The 18,853-nt window shown below is 69.6% G+C and carries 19 protein-coding genes; 14 read left to right on the top strand and 5 right to left on the bottom strand.

All coding sequences use genetic code 11. The features are described from left to right. Window positions 1-89: 89 nt before the first annotated feature. From K9D12_RS12615 to K9D12_RS12635, 5 genes are all read right to left on the bottom strand, one after another. A complete protein-coding gene (locus K9D12_RS12615) occupies window positions 90-962 on the bottom strand; it encodes an A/G-specific adenine glycosylase (protein ID WP_370633514.1) in 873 nt (290 codons plus the stop codon). Window positions 963-966: 4 nt separating this feature from the next. Further along, window positions 967-2,046, bottom strand: coding sequence for a DNA integrity scanning diadenylate cyclase DisA (gene disA / locus K9D12_RS12620; RefSeq protein ID WP_047312449.1), 1,080 nt, complete (start codon window positions 2,044-2,046; stop codon window positions 967-969). Between the two features lie 119 nt (window positions 2,047-2,165). Continuing rightward, window positions 2,166-3,011 carry a CoA ester lyase gene (locus K9D12_RS12625; RefSeq protein WP_223060416.1) on the bottom strand — a complete coding sequence of 282 codons (846 nt, stop codon included), beginning with the start codon at window positions 3,009-3,011 and terminating at the stop codon, window positions 2,166-2,168. A gap of 141 nt (window positions 3,012-3,152) precedes the next feature. Next, entirely contained in the window at window positions 3,153-4,571 is a 1,419-nt protein-coding gene (gene radA / locus K9D12_RS12630) for a DNA repair protein RadA (protein ID WP_223060417.1), read from the bottom strand. A 257-nt stretch (window positions 4,572-4,828) separates the two neighbouring features. Further along, window positions 4,829-5,674, bottom strand: a complete 846-nt coding sequence (locus K9D12_RS12635; RefSeq protein WP_223060418.1) for a hypothetical protein — start codon at window positions 5,672-5,674, stop codon at window positions 4,829-4,831. A gap of 148 nt (window positions 5,675-5,822) precedes the next feature. On the opposite strand from K9D12_RS12635, the gene K9D12_RS12640 reads away from it, so the two are divergent. From K9D12_RS12640 to hemB, 14 genes are all read left to right on the top strand, one after another. Continuing rightward, window positions 5,823-6,701, top strand: a complete 879-nt coding sequence (locus K9D12_RS12640; protein WP_223060419.1) for a hypothetical protein — start codon at window positions 5,823-5,825, stop codon at window positions 6,699-6,701. A gap of 19 nt (window positions 6,702-6,720) precedes the next feature. Beyond that, complete coding sequence (locus K9D12_RS12645) at window positions 6,721-7,644, top strand: Ppx/GppA phosphatase family protein (RefSeq protein WP_047312443.1); 924 nt, start codon at window positions 6,721-6,723, stop codon at window positions 7,642-7,644. Further along, complete coding sequence (locus K9D12_RS12650) at window positions 7,644-8,459, top strand: sugar phosphate isomerase/epimerase (protein WP_223060420.1); 816 nt, start codon at window positions 7,644-7,646, stop codon at window positions 8,457-8,459. The genes K9D12_RS12645 and K9D12_RS12650 overlap by 1 nt, the downstream gene beginning before the upstream one ends. Before the next feature lie 70 nt (window positions 8,460-8,529). After that, complete coding sequence (locus K9D12_RS12655; RefSeq protein ID WP_223060421.1) at window positions 8,530-9,444, top strand: hypothetical protein; 915 nt, start codon at window positions 8,530-8,532, stop codon at window positions 9,442-9,444. A gap of 5 nt (window positions 9,445-9,449) precedes the next feature. Beyond that, window positions 9,450-10,244 carry a pyrroline-5-carboxylate reductase gene (gene proC / locus K9D12_RS12660; protein ID WP_370633515.1) on the top strand — a complete coding sequence of 265 codons (795 nt, stop codon included), beginning with the start codon at window positions 9,450-9,452 and terminating at the stop codon, window positions 10,242-10,244. Between the two features lie 116 nt (window positions 10,245-10,360). Then, entirely contained in the window at window positions 10,361-10,918 is a 558-nt protein-coding gene (locus tag K9D12_RS12665; RefSeq protein ID WP_223060422.1) for an N-acetyltransferase, read from the top strand. Between the two features lie 5 nt (window positions 10,919-10,923). Then, complete coding sequence (locus K9D12_RS12670; RefSeq protein WP_223060423.1) at window positions 10,924-12,120, top strand: acetoin utilization protein AcuC; 1,197 nt, start codon at window positions 10,924-10,926, stop codon at window positions 12,118-12,120. Window positions 12,121-12,485: 365 nt separating this feature from the next. After that, on the top strand, window positions 12,486-12,584 hold the full coding sequence (locus K9D12_RS12675) for a 30S ribosomal protein bS22 (RefSeq protein ID WP_003792170.1): 99 nt from the start codon (window positions 12,486-12,488) through the stop codon (window positions 12,582-12,584). A 164-nt stretch (window positions 12,585-12,748) separates the two neighbouring features. Continuing rightward, window positions 12,749-12,991, top strand: a complete 243-nt coding sequence (locus K9D12_RS12680) for a glutaredoxin family protein (RefSeq protein ID WP_369798813.1) — start codon at window positions 12,749-12,751, stop codon at window positions 12,989-12,991. 182 nt (window positions 12,992-13,173) lie between these two features. Next, entirely contained in the window at window positions 13,174-13,854 is a 681-nt protein-coding gene (locus tag K9D12_RS12685; RefSeq protein WP_223060424.1) for a redox-sensing transcriptional repressor Rex, read from the top strand. After that, the gene (locus K9D12_RS12690; protein ID WP_047312436.1) at window positions 13,851-15,155 is read left to right on the top strand and encodes a glutamyl-tRNA reductase; all 1,305 of its coding nucleotides are present in this window, start codon (window positions 13,851-13,853) and stop codon (window positions 15,153-15,155) included. Before K9D12_RS12685 ends, K9D12_RS12690 begins: the two co-directional genes overlap by 4 nt. Further along, on the top strand, window positions 15,152-16,147 hold the full coding sequence (gene hemC / locus K9D12_RS12695; RefSeq protein WP_223060425.1) for a hydroxymethylbilane synthase: 996 nt from the start codon (window positions 15,152-15,154) through the stop codon (window positions 16,145-16,147). Before K9D12_RS12690 ends, hemC begins: the two co-directional genes overlap by 4 nt. A gap of 80 nt (window positions 16,148-16,227) precedes the next feature. Beyond that, window positions 16,228-17,781, top strand: a complete 1,554-nt coding sequence (locus K9D12_RS12700) for a uroporphyrinogen-III synthase (protein WP_231579606.1) — start codon at window positions 16,228-16,230, stop codon at window positions 17,779-17,781. After that, window positions 17,781-18,758, top strand: coding sequence for a porphobilinogen synthase (hemB, locus tag K9D12_RS12705; RefSeq protein ID WP_223060426.1), 978 nt, complete (start codon window positions 17,781-17,783; stop codon window positions 18,756-18,758). The genes K9D12_RS12700 and hemB overlap by 1 nt, the downstream gene beginning before the upstream one ends. Window positions 18,759-18,853: the final 95 nt, after the last annotated feature.

An 18,853-nucleotide genomic window follows, 5' to 3' on the forward strand; every position in this document is an offset into this window, starting at 1 on the left:
GCCAGACTGCTCGAGCCCCGCTCCTAGCTGGTGACGTTTGCTGCGGTTGGTGACGGTGCACCGTCACCAACCGCAACCAACGTCACCGCCTAGGCGTGCCCCGGCAGGGCGAACGAGTCGTTGCCCACGAGGTCGACGAGCCCGTCGTCTACGAGCGAGTCGAGGCAGCGCTCACGCTGCACCTCGTCGTCCCAGACCTGACGCAGGTCGTCGTGCGGCACCGCGCCGTCACGCTCGCGCAGGACGGCGAGCAGTTTGCCGCGAACCATGCGATCCGTTCCGGCCCAGGCCTGTCCGCGTCGTGCGGGGCCGTCGTACGCCGGAGCGCCGGCCCGCTGCCACGCGCACAGGTCGAGGACCGGGCACTCGCCGCAGGCAGGCGCCTTCGCGGTGCACACGACCGCACCGAACTCCATCGACGAGGCGTTCCACAACACGTGGTCCTCATGCGGGAGCAGTTGAGCGGCCAACGCCCGCTCGGCGGCGCTGAGGCTGGGGCGCGGGAACTGAACACCCGTGACGGCGCGCGCTTCGACGCGTCGGATGTTCGTGTCGATGACGGGGATGCGCTCCCCGAACGCGAACGCCGCCACCGCGGCTGCCGTGTACTCGCCGACCCCCGGAAGTGCGAGAAGCTCGTCGGACGTGGACGGCACGTCGCCGTCATGTCGCTCGACCATCGCAACGGCCGCCGCGTGCAGACGCAGCGCCCGGCGCGGGTAGCCGAGGCGGCCCCAGTGACGGACGGCGTCGCCGGCCGGTGCGGCCGCGAGGTCCGCGGGCGTGGGCCAGCGATCCATCCACTCCTGCCACAGCGGCGCGACGCGGGCGACGGGGGTCTGCTGGCTCATCACTTCGGAGAGGAAGATGCCCCAGGGCGTCGTGCCGGGCTCACGCCACGGCAGCGGGCGCGAGTGGGCGAGGAACCAGTCGTTCAGCCGGACGACGAGGTCGGTGCTCACGCGCTCAGACGTAGCGTTCGAGGATGCTGCTCTCGGCGAGGCGGGAGAGCCCCTCGCGCACAGCGCGTGCGCGGGATTCGCCGACGCCGTCGACCTGAAGCAGGTCGTCAAACTCGGCGCCGAGCAGAGCCTGAAGGCTGCCGAAGTTGTCGACGAGGCGCTCGATGATGGCGCCCGGCAGGCGCGGCACCTTCGACAGCAGGCGGTATCCGCGAGGCGTGACGAGCGCGTCGAGGGAGTCGCCGACCACGGCGAAACCGACGGCGCGGGCGTTGGCGGAGATGTCGATGAGGTCCGCGGAGCTGAGGGCGGCGAGGTTGGCGTCGGCCTGCTCGAACGTGAACCCGTCACGGGCCGAGGCGAGGTAGTCGCGGATGACGAGCTCACGGTCGTCACCCAGGGAGCCGACGAGTTCCTGCAGCTGCAGGTCGATGAGGCGGCCGTCGGTACCGAGTTCGACGACGTACTCGGAGATCTCGTCGTTGATCCGGCGCACCATCTCGAGGCGCTGGAGCACCTGGGCGACGTCGCGCACGGTCACGAGGTCTTCGATCTCGAGAGCGGAGAGCGAGCCGGTGACCTCGTCGAGACGCTTCTTGTACCGCTCGAGCGTCTGCAGGGCCTGACCGGCGCGCGACAGGATGGCGGGGGAACCCTCGACAACGTGACGCAGGTTGCCGACGTAGACGGCGATGATCTGCATCGACTGGCTCACGGAGATGACGGGGTAGCCGGTCTGCTTCGCGACGCGCTCGGCGGTGCGGTGACGCGTGCCGGATTCGCGGGTCTCGATCGAGCTGTCCGGCACGAACTGGATGGCGGCGCCAATGATGCGTTCGAGACCCGACGAGACGACGATGCCGCCGTCCATCTTGGCCAGCTCGCGAAGTCGCGTGGCCGAGAACTCGATGTCGATGGGGAACCCCCCCGTGGAGATCGAGTCGACCACGTCGTCGTGCCCGACGACGATGAGTGCGCCCGTGCGGCCACGCAGGATGCGCTCCAGGGCGTCACGCAACTCCGTGCCGGGGGCGATGGCCGCGAGGGTCTCCCACAGGAGCGTCTCGTCGGAACGCTCAGCCACGCTCTTCTCCTTCACACCGGGCGGTGAATCACCATGTCGAACATAACGTGCAGGGTGCGGTTCGGACGCACGTCGTGACACCTTCGTGACGTGCGTCCGAGGCCGCGTTCACCGGACGGTCAGGACGTCCACAGACCGTAGGACTCGCCGAGGTTGCGGATCTTCTGGGCGCGGGCCAGACGCGGGGCGTAGCTGCCGTCACGCGAACCGCCGCCGTGCTCGTGCTCGTCGAGCAGTTCGGCGGCCCACTTGATCTCGGTGTCGCTCGGGGCGAGGCCGTGGTTGATCGTGTCGGTCTGCTCGGCGCGCAGCGTCAGCTTGCCGGTCATGCCCATGCTCTGCGTGACCTTGCAGGCCTCGAGGAGTGCGTCGTCGGAGTCGGTCAGCGTGGGGCCGTCGATCGGGCCGGGCAGCTGGCCGACGCGGGAGGCCACGACGAGCTTGGCGCGCGCGTAGGCCAGGGCCATCGGGTCGTCGCTCGCGCCGGTGTCACGGCGGAAGTCACCGACGCCGAAGGCGAGACGGAACGTGCCGGGGGCCGAGGCGATGGCGGTGGCGTTCTCGACACCGAGAGCCGACTCGACGAGCGCGAGCACCGGGGTTCCGGCGGCCAGGCGCATGGCCGTGAGCGTCACGTGCTCCGGCTTCTCCGTCTTGGCGAGCATGACGCCGCGCAGCCCGGGCACGCCGTGGAGCGCTTCGAGGTCGTCGGCCCAGTACTCGGTGTTGATGTCGTTGATGCGCACCCAGCCGGTCATGCCGTCGCGCAGGGCGTTGACCACCGCGTCACGGGCGGAGGACTTGTGCTCGGCCGGCACCGCGTCCTCGATGTCGAAGATGACCGAGTCGGCCTCGGATGCCAGAGCGGTGTCGAACAGCTCGGGCTTCATAGCACTGGCGAGCAGCCAGCTACGGGAAAGGGTGGCCGGGAGGGCGGCCGCGCGGGCATTGCGTCCGGAAAACACGTCTTGTTTCGTTCCTCAGTCGTCGTCGGTTTCGTCGGCGCGGCCGCAAAGGCGCGCTCGACGTACATCACCCTAAGGGTCGGCGGGGCGTACTCCGCAGTACGAATGGGCGGCGGTGGACACGTTCGCGTGTCGGAAGAGTCAGCCGGGGGAGGGCGCCGCGCCGGCATCGGCCGACGGATGGGATGCGGAGGAGGCCGTGCCGACAGCGCGCATGGCCGAGCCGAGGTCGGCGCATTCTGCGATGCGCATGCCGGCCGGCGGCTTCTCGGTGCCGAGCGAGCCGGCAGGGATGATCGCCTTGTCGAAGCCGATGCGTGCGGCCTCGGCGAGTCGACGCGCGACACCGCTGACAGCCCGGATGTCGCCGGAGAGCCCCACTTCTCCAACGGCGATGAGGCCACCGGGTAGCGGCTTCTCCTGCGCCGAGCTGAGCAGCGAGAGCGCGACGGCGAGGTCGGCCGCGGGCTCCGTCAACCGCGCGCCGCCGACGGTGGAGACGTAGCAGTCAGCCCGGCTGACAGGCGCGCCCGCGCGGCGCTCGAGAACGGCGAGGATCATCGCGGTGCGCGAAGAATCGACGCCCGACGTCGTGCGTCGCGGCGACCCGCCGGCCGACGGTGCGACAAGGGCCTGCACTTCGGTGACGAGCGGCCGACGGCCCTCGAGCGTCACGGTGACGCACGTGCCCGCGACGGGTTTGTCGCGGGCCGTGAGGAACAGCGAGCTCGGGTCGGCAAGACCTTCGATGCCGCCGTCGGACAGGTCGAAGCAGCCCACCTCGTCGGTGGGGCCGTACCGGTTCTTCACGGCGCGCACGAGACGCAGCCGCGAGTGGCGTTCGCCCTCGAAGGTGATGACGACGTCGACGAGGTGTTCGAGCAGACGCGGGCCGGCGATGGAGCCGTCCTTCGTCACGTGCCCGACGAGCACCGTGGAGATGCCGCGCGCCTTGGCCACCTGAATGACCGCGGCGGCCACCTCGCGTACCTGCGAGACGTTGCCCGCGCTGCCCTCGATCTCGGCGCTCGCGATGGTCTGGACCGAGTCGATGACGAGGAGGGTGGGGGAGACGGAGTCGATGTGGGCGAGCACGGTGGCGAGGTCGGTTTCGCTCGCGAGGTAGAGCGTGTCGGCCACGGCGTCGGTGCGGTCGGCGCGCAGACGTACCTGAGCAGCGGATTCCTCGCCGCTGACGTAGAGCACCTTCGCGCCCGTACGCGCGGTGCGGGCGGCGACGTCGAGCAGCAGTGTGGACTTGCCGATGCCGGGCTCACCCGCGACGAGCATGACGGCCCCCGGTACGAGCCCCCCGCCGAGGACGCGGTCGAACTCGCCGACGCCTGTTGTCGTGACGGCGGCACGCGTGGCGTCGACGTCACCGATCGGCTTGGCCGGGTTCATCACCTTCGCGGCCGGCTGCGTGCGCACGGCGACGGCGCCCGTCTCCACGACGGTTCCCCACGCCTGGCACTCGCCGCAGCGGCCGACCCACTTCACGGTCTGCCAGCCGCACTCGGTGCACCGGTACGTCGGTCGCTTCGAAGCCTTGCTTGCCATGGCTCAAACCCTAGAGCCCGCCACCGACAACCCCGTGGTGACGAGGTGGTGCCGGTGGTCGACCGACCGGGCGAGCGACGAGCACGATGTCTTGATCTCGTGCACCAACTCCGGACGTCGGTCGGGGTGGCCGCCACACGCGTCGTCGCGGACAAACCCCCAACCTTGGGAGTTTCGCGACCAACGCTCACCCCTTCGGCCGAAAAACTCCCAACGTCGGGCGTTCCACATCCCAGCGGCGACGCCTGCGCGGAGCCTCAGCGCCCCTCGGCCTCCAGCGTCGCGGGGTGGACGTAGAGCGGCAGCAGGTCGCGACCCGCCGGCGTCACGGCCAAGGCCCGGGCGGCGGCGAGGTGTGCATCGCAGTACCCGGCGAGGACGTCGTAGGCCTGCTTGCCCATGAGTTCGACGAGTTCGGGCTTCTGCGAGACGTAGACGGGGTCGGCGCCGATGTGCGCCTCGGAGTTGCCCGAGCAGTACCAGTCGAGATCGTGACCGCCCGAGCCCCAACCGCGCCGGTCGTACTCGGCGATCGTCGTCTCGAGGTACTCCTCGCCGTCGGGCAGCGTCACGCGCCGGTACGAACGGCGGATCGGCAGTTGCCAGCACACCTCGGGCTTCAGCGTCCACGGCTGGACGCCGGTCGCCCACGCCTTCTGGTGCAGCGCGCACCCGAGCCCGGGGGCGCCGTTGTCGACGTCGTCGTCCCCGCCGTCCACGGCCTGGCCGAAACCGGGCCGGTTGAGGAACACGCAGGCGCCCTCGACGACGCGTGTCTTGCGGTCACCTTCGTCGTCGGTCTCCACCCACCCGGCGTCCGAGACGATCTCGTCGTAGAACTGGACGTCGTCGGGCGTCAGCGCCGCGACGACCTCAGCGACGTGCTTCTCGTCCTCGTCACCCGTGAAGTGGGCGCCCAACACGCAGCACCCGAAGTCGGGCTTCGACGCGTCGATGCCCGCGCAGCCGGAACCGAACGTGCACGTCCAACTCGACGTCAGCCACGTGAGGTCGCACCGGAAGCGTTCGACCGCGTCGGGCTCGCTCGCCGGATCGTCGAACTCCACCCACGTGCGCGGGATCTCGAGGTCACATTCAGTCACTGCACGATCTTAGGTGGCGTGTTCGTCGCCTCTTCCGAGCAGAGCCGGAGCGGGCTGTCAGGGGCGGGCTCTACTGTGGTGACGAGCCGGCCCGCCCGGCCCCGGACGCCCGGCGAGCAGCGCGTTCGAACCCTGAAGCGAGGAAGGCATGCCGATGCGACGACGAGTGCGTGCGGGTGTCACCGCAGGCGTCCTCGCGGCGAGCCTCTTCGTGTCGGGTTGTGACGCCGTCCGTCACGTCCTGGATCAACAGGCGGAGCGGTCGTCGTCGCCCTCCACCACCCAGCCCGTCACCGACCCGGCGCAACGCGTGCGTCAGAGCGATCTCGAGACCAAGGTCGGCGCGGGCATGAACGCACGCACGCCGGGCGGCGCGATGATCGTCGCCTCCAACGGCACCCGGATACCGAACGGAATCGTCGAGGCCAGCGCCAAGGCCGCGGCGTCGGTACGCGCCCTCGACCCGCAGGCCTCGAAGAATGCCCTGCTTGTCCTCGTGCCGCGCGACGACGCCGAGTTCAAGGAGTACACCGGCCAGGAGGCAGCCTCTCAGCTGGCCAACACGGTCACCGGTGGCGGCGGTCGTCTTCCGTACGTCGTCATGAGCGACTGGACGACGAAGAATCCTGACACCCTCACCACGCGCGAGACTCTCGCGCACGAGGCGTTCCACGCGCTCACGCTCGAGAAGCTGGCCACCGAGCGTCCGCTCTGGCTGCTCGAAGGGTGGGCCGAGTACGTCGGGCAGCGCACCGTGCCCCAGGCGCCGCACAAGCGCGACGACATCTCGCCCCACGTGCCGAGCGACGAGGAACTGCGCGGAGCGAACGCCGCGGACGCCTACTACACGGCCTTCACATTCGCCCGGTACCTGCGCGACACCCACGGACACGACAAGGTGATGGCCTTCTACTCCGAGGCCGTGCGCACGAAGGAACCGCTGGAGGCCCTGCTGAACAAGCACTTCGGTAAGGGCCTCACGGCGCTGGAGTCCGGATACGTGGCCTGGTATCCGACGTTCCGCTGAGACCGATACCCTGCCAACCATGCGCCTCGGAGTGATCGACGTGGGATCGAACACGGTCCACCTCCTCGTGGTCGACGCCCATCCCGGGGCTCAGCCACTTCCTGCCACGTCCCACAAGCGTCTGTTGCGCCTGTCCGAGCACGTGACGGCCGACGGGCTCATCGACGACGAGGGCATCCGTGACCTCACGCAGTTCGTCGGTGAATGCGTCCAGATCGCAGAGGACCTCGGCATCTCCGAGCTCATGTCGTTCGTCACCTCCGCCATCCGCGAGGCACCGAACGGCCAGGCCGTTCTCGACCACGTGCGCGACGTCACCGGGCAGAGCCTGCGCGTCCTCACCGGCGAGGACGAAGCCCGCGTCACCTTCCTCGCCACCCGCCGCTGGTTCGGGTGGTCGAGCGGACGCCTGTTCGGCATCGACATCGGCGGCGGTTCGCTCGAACTCGCCACCGGCATCGACGAGACGCCCGACACCGCCATCAGCCTTCCGCTGGGTGCCGGCCGCCTCACGCGCACTCTCGACGGCGACCCGCCGTCGGCCCAGGACCTGCGTGCCGTGCGTGCCCAGGTGCGCACTCAGATCGCGTCGTCGGCTCGCACCCTGACGCGCTGGGGCACGCCCGATCGGTACGTCGGTACGAGCAAGACGATCCGATCGCTCGCCCGCATGTGTGGGGCGGCGCCCTCGAGCGACGGCCCGTTCGTGCACCGCAGCCTCGAACGCGCGGCGCTCGCCGACCTCGTTCCGCGCCTCGCGAGCATGACCGCCGAGGAGCGCACCTCGCTGCCGGGCGTCTCGCCCGAGCGCTCGGCCCAGGTTCTTGCCGGCGCCGTCGTCATCGAGGCCACGATGGACATCTTCGGCGTCGAGCGCCTCGACGTTTGCCCGTGGGCCCTGCGCGAGGGCCTCATCCTGCGCCGCCTCGACGCCCTGGAGTGATGACGGTGCCCGCACCCATCCGCGTCGGCCTGTCGACGGCGTCGTGCTACCCGCTCGGCACCTCGGCGGCCTTCCGTATCGCCGCCGAGCTCGGTTACGACGGCGTCGAGGTTATGGTGTGGAACGAGGCGGCGAGTCAGGACCCCGAGTTCCTGCGGGATCTCGTCGAGCGCTGGGGTGTGCCCGTATTGTCGGTCCACGCGCCGACGCTCCTGCTCACCCAGCGCGTTATGGGCAACGAGCCGTGGGGCAAGGTCGACCGCTCCGTGGCGCTCGCGCGTGACGTCGGTGCGTCCACCGTCGTCCTGCACCCACCGTTCCGGTGGCAGAAGGAGTACGCGACGGGCTTCGTCGAAGGTGTGGCGCAACGCGAACGCGAGCACCCGCAGATCCGCCTCGCCGTCGAGAGCATGTTCCCGTGGCGGGCCCGGGGCCGCGAGGTTCAGGCCTACCTGCCGCACTGGGATCTGCGGCGCAACCACTACTCCCACACCACTCTCGACCTCTCGCACACGGCCACGTCCGGTAGCGATGCCCTGGCGCTCGCCGACGAGCTCGGTGACCGCCTCACGCACATCCACCTCGCCGACGGCTTGGGCTCGTACAAGGACGAACACCTCGTGCCCGGCCGAGGTAACCAGCCGTGCGCCGAACTGCTCCAGCACCTGTCCCGAACGGGCTTCAGCGGGGACGTCGTCGTTGAGGTCGGCACCCGGCGCCTTTCGGACGAGGACAGGCTCATCGATCTCGCCGAGGCCCTCGCCTTCGCCCGCCTCCACCTCGCCATCGGAGCGGGGGAGGCGTCCGCACCCTGAGGGCGCTGTGCCCCGTACACGCCGCCGAGTAGGCTTGAGCGAAATCGCGCTATGGAGACGACACCTTGCCATGGACCCTCGTTCACTGACACCTCGCCTTCCCGTCGCGACCTCGCGTGTACTGGCGCTGACGTCGCGGGGGCCGATCGCGCGTGCGGCCTCGAAAGTGCTCGTCGCGGGCGAGAGCGTCGACGACGCCATCCGCGTCACCGGTGAGGTGGTCGTCGGTGGCCAGCGCGTCTCGTGGATGCCGTTGCTCTCCCACGCCGCAAGCCCGGACGACATCATCACCGCGCGTCAGGAGACGATCGGCGCCCTCAACTGGCTTGCCGCCGCGGGCACCGAGGCGCCCGACCTGACACTCGACGTCGCGACCTTCGGTGTGCTCGCGCCCGATGTCACGCCCGGCATCCTGCTCAACGCGCTGCGCGAGGTCGGTCAGGCGGCGCGCAACGCCGGCGTCAGCCTGACGCTCACCATCCCCGATGCCGCGCTCATCGAGGCCGTCCACGTCCTCGGTCACGAGCTGCGTCAGGACTTCCCGGAGGTCGGTATCGTCCTGCCGACGCGTCTTCGCCGCCTACCCACGGAGGTCTCCGACTTGGCGCGTGAGGGGCAGCGGGTGCGCCTCGCCACAGGTCGCCTCGACGCCGCGATCGGCCTCACCTCGGCGCGCGAGAGCGGCGCGGCCTTCGTCGACATCACGAAGCAACTGCTGGCCGGCGGCGCGCAGGTCAGCTTCGACACCGACGACGCGCTGCTGCTCGACATCGTGGGCTCGTTGGTGCAACGGTACGGAGCCGAAGGCGCCGAGGTCATCGCGCCCTTGGGTACCCAGAGTGCGCGTCAGCGCGAGATCGACACGCTCGCCACCCGCGTCCTCGTGCCCTACGGCCCCCGGTGGGCCGAGTACGTCGCGAACCTCGTGGCCGCGCGCCCCTCGCTGGCGCTGAGCCTGCCGAACCCCATTCGACGAAAGGGCTGATCCCCGTGACCATCGCATTCATCGGTACGGGCAACATGAACGAGGCCGTCATGGCCGGGGCCCTCGCGGGCGGTTACGACGCCGCCGACGTCGTCGCCACCGCGCGCCGTGACGAGCGCATCAGCGCGCTCAAGGAGAAGTACGGCGTCGAGGCGACGAACTCCAACCCCGAAGCCGTGGCGGACGCCGACACCGTCGTGCTCGGCGTGAAGCCGTACCAGCTCGACGACATCCTCACCGAGATCGGCGAGCACCTCACGAAGGACGCTGTCGTCGTCTCCTTGGCCGTCGGCCGCACGCTCGAGTCGATGGAGGCCAAGCTGCCCGACGGCGTCGCCGTCGTGCGCGTCATGCCGAACACCCCTTCGATGGTCGGCAAGGGCATGCACGCCGTCACGCCGAACGAGGCGTGCACCGACGAGCAGTTGGCCCGCACGAAGTCGCTCCTCGCGGCCTCGGGCGACGTCGTCACGGTGGCCGAGAAGGACCACGACGCCGTCACCGCCGTCTCCGGAAGCGGCCCGGCGTACCTCTTCTACATCGCCGACGCCATGATCGAGGCGGGTGTGTTCCTCGGCCTCCAGCGTGACGTCGCTCACCGTCTGGCCGTCCAGACCATCGTCGGAGCGGGTGCGATGCTCGCCGAATCCGGTGACTCCCCGGTGCAGCTGCGCGAGAAGGTCTCGAGCCCCGGCGGCACGACGATCATGGCCCTCGCAGAGCTGGATCGCCGGGCCGTACGCGCCGCGATGGTGGCCGCCATGCAGGCCTCGCACGACCGCTCGGCATCGATGAACTGACGCCGCGTCGCCTTCAGCCGATTCCCAGTTGTCGCCCGGCGAACTGTGTGCCCGCGATGTGATGCGGAAGGCGCTTCAAGAGGCCAAGCGACGTTCAAACGTGATTCGATATGGCCATGACTGCGTTGACTGTACGTACCCTCGGTGAAGACGAGTGGGAGACCTATCGCGACGTTCGCCTCAGCGCGCTGAACGAATCCCCGGAGGCGTTCGCGGCTACGGCATCGGGTGAGAAGCAGATCGAAGAGGACGAGTGGCGCGCACGTATGCGCCGCTCGCGTCGTCTTCTCGCCGAGAACGAGGCCGGCGACGGCGTGGGCATCGTCTCGCTGCGCACCCACAGCAACGACGAGGTCGACCAGCCCTACGGTGAGCTCTTCGGCCTGTGGGTCGCTCCCTCGCAGCGCGGCACCGGCGTGGCCGTCAACCTGCTCGAGGCGCTCCTCGAGCAGGCTCGTAAGGACAATCTCGGAGCTGTGCTGTACTGGGTCGGCACCGACAACGCCCGCGGTGTGGCCTTCGCGTCCGGTCACGGTTTCCGCCCCACCGACTACCGCCGTCCGATGAACCCGGCGTCGCCCGACACCGAGTCCACCGAAGAGATCGCCTTCGTCTACCCGATCACCACGGACCCGGAGCACGTTCCGAGCGCCGTCCTCGACTCGCGTCACTGACCGACATGGACGACACGGCCCTCGTCATCTGGGACCCCGCGCTCGTGGGGTACGACTTCGGCGAGGGTCACCCCATGAACCCTCTGCGTCTCGCCCTCACGGCGAAGCTCGCGGAGGGTCTTGGCGTTCTTGAGCACGTTCGCATCGAAGCGCCGTCGCTGCCCGACGGGTCTGACGCCTTCCTCGAGACCGTTCACTCGCGTGAGTACCTCGACGCGGTGCGTGCGGCGTCGCTGAACCCGGCGTCGGCCGATCAGAACTTCGGTATCGGTACCGAGGACGACCCGGCGTTCGCGGGCATGCACGACGTGTCCGCGCTGATCGCCGCCGGCACGCTGCAAGCCGTGCAGGCCGTCCATTCAGGCGAGGTGCGCCACGCGGTCAACTTCACCGGGGGCCTGCACCACGCCATGCCCGACAAGGCGAGCGGTTTCTGCATCTACAACGACGCTGCGGTCGGCATCCAGTGGCTGCTCGACCAGGGCGTCGAGCGGGTCGCCTACGTCGACATCGACGTTCACCACGGTGACGGCGTCGAGAAGGTCTTCTGGAACGACCCGCGGGTGCTCACGATCTCGATCCACGAGTCGGGCACCGTTCTCTTCCCGGGCACCGGCTTCGCCCGCGACATCGGCGGCCCCGACGCCGAAGGCAGCGCCGTCAACATCTCCCTGCCGCCCGGTACCGGCGACTCCGACTGGCTGCGCGCCCTGCACGCCGTCGTCCACCCCGTCGTCACGGCGTTCAAACCGCAGTTCATGGTCACGCAGCACGGCTGCGACTCGCACTACTCCGATCCCCTCGCGCACATGGTGCTCACCGTCGATGCGCAGAAGATGGCGCACCGCTCGCTGCACGAACTCGCGCACGACGTGTGTGACGGACGCTGGGTCGCCCTCGGTGGCGGCGGCTACGAACTCGTCGACGTCGTGCCGCGCTCCTGGACGCACCTCACGGCCATCGCCGCCGACCGGCCCATCTCTCTCGAAACCGAGACGCCCGCCGAGTGGCGCGCCCATGTCGAGGAGATCACCGGCCGCACCGCGCCCAGCCGCATGGGTGACGGCGTCGCCGAGAAGGACGACGTCTGGTTCCAGTCCTGGGCTTCCGGAATGCACCCCGAATCCACCGTCGACCAAGCCGTCATGGCCACCCGCGAAGCCGTGTTCCCGCTCCACGGGCTGGACGTCTGGTTCGACTAGCCGCATAGCGGCTCCCCTGATCCGATGTTGAGCGGGGGAGCGGGCACCGGTCCCGCGAATCTGAGGCAACATCGCGGGTAGTGAGCGGTAATCCGATGCGAAAGCCGCAGCCCTCTTCGGTGACGTAACCACGCTGGAAGCGGACGCCCCGCAGCCCTGTCGCACCGAACTCGGCGACCGAGCCTGCGAGGTCGCCGAGTCGGAAGACGGGGCAAGGGAGCATGGCGATTTCGCGCGACAAATCGCCTGACGATAGGATGGTGCAGATATTCCCGTGGCCGGGCGTCCTCGTGGCGCCGCTGGTATTCATCGGCGAATGTCGGCCCGGGCATCGCCAAGGACACAAGGTAAGGAACGGTTCACTCATGGGCTCCGTCATCAAGAAGCGCCGCAAGCGCATGGCCAAGAAGAAGCACCGCAAGCTGCTTCGCAAGACGCGTCACCAGCGTCGCAACAAGAAGTGACCTGATCACTTCGAGCACTCGGGCCCCTCACGCACTCGTGGCGTGCAGGGGCCCTTGCGTATCGTCGAGGCGATAGGAATGCCCCGCGCCTCGCCCGAACAGCGTGTGCCGTGGACGTCGGCGGCACATGGACGAGCGGTGACCAGGAGGTAGCTGTGAGAAGAATTACATTGATCGGCAAGCCCGGATGCCACCTCTGCGACGACGCCCGCGCCGTCATCGAGCGCGTGGCTCGTGAGGAGGGCGTCGAGTGGGAGGAGCTCAACATGCTCGACGATCCCGAGCTGGTCGCCCGCTATGCCGAGCAAATCCCCGTCACGCTGGTCGACGGACGCCAGCACGACTACTGGCGCGTCGATGAGAACCGGCTCCGCAAGGCACTGTCCGCGCCGCCGAGGGGCGCATAGGGACGAAGGTCCCTTGTCCAGTTCGGTGCCACGTTTGGGGCGCCATTCCGCCCTAAAGGGGGTCCGGTCGACTTTGTGAACGGTTGCACTAAGTCCTAAGCTCGGGGGGTCCTGCAGAGCCTTCTGCAGACGTTTGGTATACGCGCCGACAGGCGCAGACGCCGACGAAAGGTAGCGCCGCCGTGAGCACCGAGCAGGCCGCAGCGCGCCGGGATATCCCGGACGCGACTGTGAACCGCCTACCGGTGTACCTCCGGGTGCTGCGCGAGGTGGCCACCGACGGCCACACCACCATCTCCTCCGAGACGCTCGCCGAGCAGTCCGGAGTCTCCTCCGCGAAACTGCGCAAGGACCTTTCCGCGCTCGGCTCCTACGGCGTGCGCGGCGTCGGGTACGACGTCGCCACCCTCGCCGGTCACATCACCGGAGCCCTCGGCCTCGAGCGGCAGTGGGCCGTCGCCATCGTCGGTATGGGAAACCTCGGCCGCGCGCTCGCCACGTACGGCGGCATCGGCGTCAAGGGTTTCGAGATCAAGTGGCTCATCGACGACGACCCGCGCGTCGTCGGTTCCGTCGTGGGCGGCCAGAAGGTCGTCCACTTCGACGCGCTCGTACCGCAGGTGGACGAAGGCGTCATCGGCGTCATCGCGACGCCGGCTCCGTCCGCTCAGCAGGTCGCCGATCGCCTCATCGCCGCGGGGGTGCGCAGCATCCTCAACTTCGCCCCGGCGGTGCTCACCGTGCCCTCCGACGTGCAGGTGCGCGGCGTCGACATGGCAACCGAACTTCAGATCCTCGCGTTTCGTGAACAGAACGCGCGAGGGCCACAGGGGGATCGCGAGATGAAGGAGCTCATGGCATGAGCGTCATTGTTCTGGGGCTTTCCCACCGCTCGGCCCCGCTCGCCGTGCTCGAGAAGGCCTCCCTCAACGCCGAGGGCCAGGCCGATCTGCTCGAGCGCCTCGGCAAGGGCGAGAACCTCACCGAGCCCGTCGTGCTGTCGACGTGCAACCGCGTCGAGGTCTACGCCGACGCCACGACGTTCCACGGTGCCGTCACCGAACTCGGCGACGCCCTCGCCGACGTCACCGGCATGCCGATGGCCGACCTGCGCGACTACCTCTACGTCCACTTCGACGAGCGTGCCGTCGCGCACCTGTTCAACGTCGCGGCCGGCCTCGACTCGCTCGCCGTCGGAGAGAGCCAGATCCTCGGCCAGATGCGCGACAGCCTGCGCGAAGGTCAGGAATCAGGCCGTATCGGCCCCGTCATGAGCCGCCTGGTGCAGCAGGCGCTGCGCGTCGGCAAGCGCGTGCACTCCGAGACCGGCATCGACTCCGTCAGCCGCTCGCTCGTCGAGCGGGCACTCGAACTGTCGGGCAACATGCTCGGTGACCTCACGCGGGTGCGCGCCGTCGTCGTCGGTGCCGGCGCGATGAGTTCGCTCGCCACGCACACGCTCGTGCGCCACGGCCTCGGCTCCGTCACCGTCGTCAACCGCACGTACGACGCGGCTCGTCGTCTTGCGGACGCCGCTGGGTGCGACGCGCGCCCCATCGAGGAGCTCGACGCGGCCCTCGCCTCCGCCGACCTCGTCGTGTCGTGTACGGGCGCCGTCGGTCACGTCATCGACGCGACGATGGCCGCCCGCGCCAACCCTGACGGCCGCCCTCAGGTTTACATCGACCTCGCCCTGCCGCGTGACATCGCCGACGAGGTCGCGGCCGTTCGCGGCGTGGCAGTGCTCGGATTCGAGGATCTCGGCCCGCAGGTCGAGGGCCAGCCCGGCGCAGAGGCCGAGATCAAGGCGGTCCAGGACCTCGTGACGAGCGAGGTGGCCGACTTCGTCGTCGCCCGCCGCGCCGAGCGCGTCGCCCCCACGGTGGCGGCGCTGCGCGCGAACGCCGCGGAGATCGTAAGCGCCGAGCTGAACCGCCTCGAGACCCGCGTACCCGACCTCGACGAGACCACCCGAGCCCAGGTGCAGCTCACGGTGCACCGCGTCGTGGAGAAGCTGCTCCACACGCCCACCGTGCGCATCAAGGAGCTCGCCGGCCAGGGTGGAAACGTCGGCGAAAGTGACTACGCGGCAGTTCTTTCCACGCTTTTCGACCTCGACCCGGCGCAGACGCGCGTCGTGTCCGTCCCCCCGGAGCTGCCATGAGTACCCCCCGCCACGAGCGTCCGATCCGACTCGGAACGCGTCGTAGCCACCTCGCGGTGACCCAGTCGACCCACGTCGCGGACGCCCTGCGCGCTCACGGCCACGAGGTCGAGCTCGTCGAGGTCACGACCGAGGGCGACATCAACCTGGCCCCGCTGGCCCAGATGGGTGGCACGGGCGTCTTCGCCGCCGCACTGCGTCAGGCACTGCTCTCGGGCGAGGTCGACATGGCCGTGCACTCCCTCAAGGATCTGCCCGTCGCACCCGAGCCCGGCCTCGTCGTCGCCGGTATCCCGACGCGTGAAGACCCGCGTGACATCCTCGTCGCCCGCGACGGCCTGACGCTCGGTGAACTGCCGGCGGGTGCCGTCGTCGGAACCGGATCGCCGCGACGTGCGGCCCAGCTGCAGGCCCTCGGCCTCGGACTGGAAATCCGTGACATCCGCGGCAACATCGACACCCGCATGGGCTTCGTGACCAAGGGTGAGATGGACGCCGTCGTCCTCGCTCGCGCCGGCCTGGCCCGCGTGGGCCGCACCGACGAGGCGAGCGAGACCATCGACCCGCTGCAGATGTTGCCGGCCCCCGGCCAGGGCGCCCTCGCGCTCGAGTGCCGCGAGGACGACGAGGTCACGCGTGCCGTGCTCGCCGAGCTCGACGACGCCGACACCCGCGCAGCCGTCACGGCCGAGCGAGCCGTGCTCGAAGCCCTGGAGGCCGGCTGTGCCGCACCTGTCGGTGCCCTCGCCGAGATCGTCGAGGAGCCCGACGGCACCCTCGAGATCTCGCTGCGCGCCTTCGTCGGCGCCACGGACGGCTCCCTCGAGCTGCGCCGCAGCGAAGTCGGCCCCTACGACGATCCGCAGGGCATCGGCGAGCGTCTCGCCCGCACCCTGCTCGACGACGGCGCGGCCGCCGTCATCCCCCCACGCGAACCGCGGCAGCAGACGCCGCGCGTCGAAACCACCACCGAATCGGAGCGATCCAAGTGAGCACCGCAGCCAAGCAGGCCAAGTCGGCCACCCGAGTCGCGTTCGTCGGCGCCGGGCCCGGCGATCCCGGCCTGCTCACGATGCGCGCGGCGCAGCTTCTCGCCGAGGCGGACGTCGTCGTCCTCGACCAGCTGTGCCGTGAGCAGTTCGTCGCATCCCTCGTGAGCGACGGTGTGGAGTTCGTCGACGGCGGGTACGGCGAGGCCGGCACCGAGTTGACCAACGCCAGCCGCGCGAAGCTTCTCGTCAAGGCCGCCAAGGCTGCGACGGAGGGCCACGACGACGGGCGCGCCCTCGTCGTGCGCCTCATGGACGGCGACCCGGCCACCTTCCACGGCCTGGCCGAGGAGGCCGGCGCCTGCGCGAAGGCCGGCATCGAGTTCGAGATCGTTCCGGGCGTCTCGGCCGTCTCCGCGGTTCCCGCCTACGCGGGTGTGCCGCTCACCGACAGCAAGGCCCGCAACATCCACGTCGTCACCGCCGGCGACCCGAAGGTCGACTGGGCGCGTTCGATCGACGCCTGCACCACCGTCGTCGTCCTCGGCCAGGCCGACCTGCTGCGCGACTCGCTCGTCGAACTGCGCGCTGCCGGCCGCCGTGGCAACACGCCGGTCGCGCTGACGCAGAACGGCACGACGATCACCCAGGAGACGACGACGCTGACGCTCGACGAGGTGCCCGCGGCACTGCGTCGCGCCGAGTTCGACGGGCCCGTCATGGCCATCGTCGGCTCGACCGTGGGTCACCGCACCGCCCTGTCGTGGTGGGAGAACAAGCCGCTGTTCGGCTGGAAGGTTCTCGTGCCGCGCACCAAGGAGCAGTCGGGTTCCATGACGCGCCGCCTCACCGAGTACGGCGCGAGCAGCGCCATCGTGCCGACGATCAGCGTCGAGCCGCCGCGTACGCCGGCGCAGATGGAGAAGGCCGTCAAGGGTCTCGTCACCGGCCGCTACGAGTGGGTCGGCTTCACGTCGGTCAACGCCGTGCGCGCCGTGCGTGAGAAGTTCGCCGAGTTCGGTCTCGACGTGCGTGCCTTCGCGGGCCTCAAGATCGCTGCCGTCGGTGGCGTGACGGCGGACGCTCTGCGCGAGTGGGGCATCGAGCCCGACCTCATGCCGAGCGGCGAGCAGTCGGCCAAGGGCCTGCTCGAGGTGTGGCCCGACTACGACGAGCAACTCGACCCGATCAACCGCGTCTTCCTGCCGCGCGCCGACATCGCGACGGAGACCCTCGTCGCCGGCCTCGAGGAGATGGGCTGGGAGGTCGACGACGTCACCGCCTACCGCACGGTGCGCGCTGCGCCGCCGGCGCCCGAGGTGCGTGAGGCGATCAAGTCCGGCAAGTTCGACGCCGTCTGCTTCACGTCGAGTTCGACGGTGCGCAACCTCGTCGGCATCGCCGGCAAGCCGCACGCATCCACCGTCGTCGCGTGCATCGGCCCGGCCACCGCGAAGACGGCGGAGGAGCACGGTCTGCGTGTCGACGTCCTCGCGACCGAGGCCTCTGCGGCTGCGCTCGTCGATGCGCTCGCCGCTCACGGTCAGTGCCTCGCCGCCGCTGCGGCGGAAGCGGGGGAGAAGGTGCGTCGTCCCAGCGAGCGTCGCGGGGCGGCCCGTCGAAAGGTGAAGGCCTGATGAGCACGTACGACCTGCCGCACCGTCCGCGCCGCCTGCGCACGTCACCGGTCATGCGCAACATGGTGGCCGAGACGTCCGTGGCGCCGTCCGACCTCATCCTGCCGGTGTTCGTGCGCGAGAACGCGACCGAGAACACGCCCATCAGTTCGATGCCGGGCGTCGTGCAGCACACGCTCGACTCGCTCGTCGACGTCTCGAAGCAGGCGCGCGACGCGGGCGTTGCGGGCGTCATGCTCTTCGGTGTTCCGGAGACGAAGGACGCCCAGGGTTCGGGTTCGATCGACCCCGACGGCATCCTCAACGTCGGCTTGCGCGCCGTGCGTGAAGCCGTGGGCGACGATCTGCTCGTCATGGGCGACCTGTGCCTCGACGAGTTCACCGACCACGGTCACTGCGGCGTGCTCGACGCGCAGGGTCGTGTCGACAACGACGCGACGCTCAATATCTACGCGCAGATGGCCGTCGCGCAGGCTCAGGCGGGCGCTCACGTGCTCGGCCCGAGCGGCATGATGGACGGCCAGATCGGCGTCATCCGTGCGGCGCTCGACCTTTCCGGCCACGACGACGTCGCCGTCATGGCGTACTCGGCGAAGTACGCGTCGGCGGCTTACGGTCCGTTCCGCGAGGCCGTGCAGAGCTCGCTCCAGGGCGACCGCGCGACGTACCAGCAGGACCCGCGCAACCGCACGGAGTCGCTGCGCGAGGCGATGCTCGACGAGGAGCAGGGCGCCGACATGCTCATGGTGAAGCCTGCTCTGCCGTACCTCGACGTGCTCTCCGACGTCGCCCAGGCCGCCACGGTGCCTGTCGCGGCGTACCAGGTCTCCGGCGAGATGGCGATGATCGAGGCGGCCGCCGCGAACGGCTGGATCGACCGCGAACGCATGATCCGCGAGACCCTCACCAGCATCAAGCGCGCCGGCGCGTCGATCGTCCTGACGTACTACGCGCTGGAGTTTGCCCGCGGCCTCTGACGCGCGGCGTTAGACGTAGGACGGGCTGATTTCTTCCCTTCTTGTGCGCGAGGGGTTCGATTGCGCACGAGAAGGGAAGAAACCTTCCCGAGTAG

This window comes from Dermacoccus sp. Tok2021 (assembly GCF_019895135.1).
Taxonomy (GTDB): Bacteria; Actinomycetota; Actinomycetes; order Actinomycetales; family Dermatophilaceae; genus Dermacoccus; species Dermacoccus abyssi.